The organism is Citreicella sp. C3M06 (assembly GCF_018860705.1).
Lineage (GTDB): Bacteria > Pseudomonadota > Alphaproteobacteria > Rhodobacterales > Rhodobacteraceae > Salipiger.
In genome coordinates, this window is record NZ_JAHKQA010000086.1 from 1 (window position 1) to 1997 (window position 1997).

Annotated in this window: 3 protein-coding genes and 1 pseudogene; all 4 read left to right on the forward strand. The window is 62.8% G+C overall.

The window, feature by feature from the left end:
- The first annotated feature begins 122 nt into the window (after positions 1–122).
- Positions 123–500, forward strand: coding sequence for a transposase (locus tag KO516_RS20295; RefSeq protein WP_252737754.1), 378 nt, complete (start codon positions 123–125; stop codon positions 498–500).
- Positions 497–619: pseudogene (gene tnpB, locus KO516_RS24840) on the forward strand (IS66 family insertion sequence element accessory protein TnpB); the annotation flags it as partial. The gene KO516_RS20295 and the pseudogene tnpB (KO516_RS24840), both read left to right, overlap by 4 nt.
- Before the next feature lie 73 nt (positions 620–692).
- Positions 693–851, forward strand: a complete 159-nt coding sequence (gene tnpB, locus KO516_RS24455; RefSeq protein ID WP_252737756.1) for a transposase — start codon at positions 693–695, stop codon at positions 849–851.
- 147 nt (positions 852–998) lie between these two features.
- A partial coding sequence (locus KO516_RS20305) for an IS66 family transposase (RefSeq protein WP_371742121.1) occupies positions 999–1997 on the forward strand: 999 nt, incomplete at its 3' end.

Sequence of the window (1997 nt, forward strand, 5' to 3'; positions counted from 1 at the left end):
CGCAAGCTGCCTCGTAAGCGCTGTTCGGCCCCCACCTTCCTGATTGCGGCCTGATCTGCGAGTCCGTTTTCAAGTGTAGATTTGGAGCGGAGGCGGCGTTGGTAGGATATATAGAGCACCATATGGAGGACATTGGCCGGATGGAGGTCGTTGTCGGTCCATCTGGCAAGCGGCGCTGGTCGGATGCCTACAAGGGTCGTGTCGTGGCCGAGACGCTGGTGCCCGGTGTCACGGTCAACGAAGTGGCCAGGCGGCATGATTTGCGACCCAATCATCTGTCCGCATGGCGTCAGCAAGCGAAGGACGGCAAGCTGGCGGTTCCCGATCTGGCAGGGGCGGAATTTGTCCCTGTGGTGATCGAGCCTGTGGACGCGCCGTCGGCGATCACGTCGACCGTTGCCATTGAGATCATCCATGGCGGGGTCGCCATTCGACTGGATGGCGGGACGGCAGCGGCGCGGATTGTCGAGATCGTCCACGCGCTGAGCGGGACATCATGATCTTCCCGTCGAACCGGGTGCGGATCGTGGTGGCAACGAAGCCGATTGATTTCCGCAAGGGGCACGACGGGCTGGCAGCATTGGTGAAGAACGAGCTGCGCAAGGAGCCGTTCACGGGGAGGGTGTTCGTGTTCCGGGCCAAGCGGGCGGACCGGCTGAAGCTGCTCTATTGGGGACGGCACCGGCCTGGTGATGACCTACAAGCGGCTGGAGGAAACCACCTTCACCTGGCCCGCGATCCGGGATGGGGTGATGGCACTCAATCATGCCCAGTTCGAGGCGCTGTTTGCCGGGCTCGACTGGCGCAGGGTGAAGGCTCTCGCGGTGCGGCCGCCAACTGCGGCAGAATGACTCGGGCCACCGTTTGAGCGGGTGGCATGAAGCCGGTTTTGGTAGATCACCGGCATGATGCGTGTGGCCGATCTTCCTGACGATATTGACGCTCTGAAAGCGATGGTTCTGGCGGCGCAGTCTCGGGCCGAGTAGCAGAACGGCGTCATCGAGCGCAAGGAAGAACGCATCGCTCAGTTGGAGAAACTGGTCGCGGATTACAAGCGCGCCCTGTTCGGCGCCAGGTCCGAGAGGGTCTGTCCCGAGCAGTTTGAACTGGCTCTGGAGGACATCGAGACCGCGCAGGCTGCGATCCATGCCGAGGACGAGGCGGATGACCGTCTGCTCGCGCGCAAGCCGTGCCCCCGCAAGGCCAACCGCGGGGCATTGCCAAAACACCTGCCGCGGATCGAGAAGGTGATCGAGCCCGAGAGCACGACCTGCGGCTGCGGTGCCCAGCGACATGTCATCGGCGAAGACGTCTCCGAGCGGCTCGACATCGTTCCCGCGCAGTTCCGGGTCATCGTGACCCGTCGCCCCAAATATGCCTGCCGCTCCTGCGAGGACGGTATCCTGCAAGCACCTGCGCCGGCGCATCTGATCCCCGGCGGCATGCCGACCGAGGCCACCGTGGCGCATGTGATTGTCAGCAAGTATGCCGATCACGTGCCGCTTTATCGGCAGGCCCAGATCTACGGTCGGCAAGGGATCGGTCTGGATCGTTCCACGCTGGCTGATTGGGTCGGCCGGGCAGCGTTCGAGCTAAAGCCGATCCATGAGGCTCTGCTCGCCGATCTAAAACAGTCGCGCAAGCTGTTCATGGATGAAACCCGCGCCCCGGTGCTGGATCCCGGCCGACGCAAGACCAAAACCGGATACTTCTGGGCCTTGGCGCGGGATGACCGCCCTTGGAACGGCGAGGACCCGCCCGGAGTGGCGTTCACCTACGCGCCAGGACGATCCGGCCAATATGCAGATGACATTCTCAAGGAGTTCAATGGCATCCTGCAAGTGGATGGCTATGCCGGATACAACCGCCTGCTCAAACGGGACGATCAGGACGTGGAACTGGCCTATTGCTGGGCACATGCCCGGCGTAAGCTGCATGAAGTTGCTCAGAACGCCACCGCCCCCATTGCCGAGGAGGGGCTAGGGTCAGGATTCATA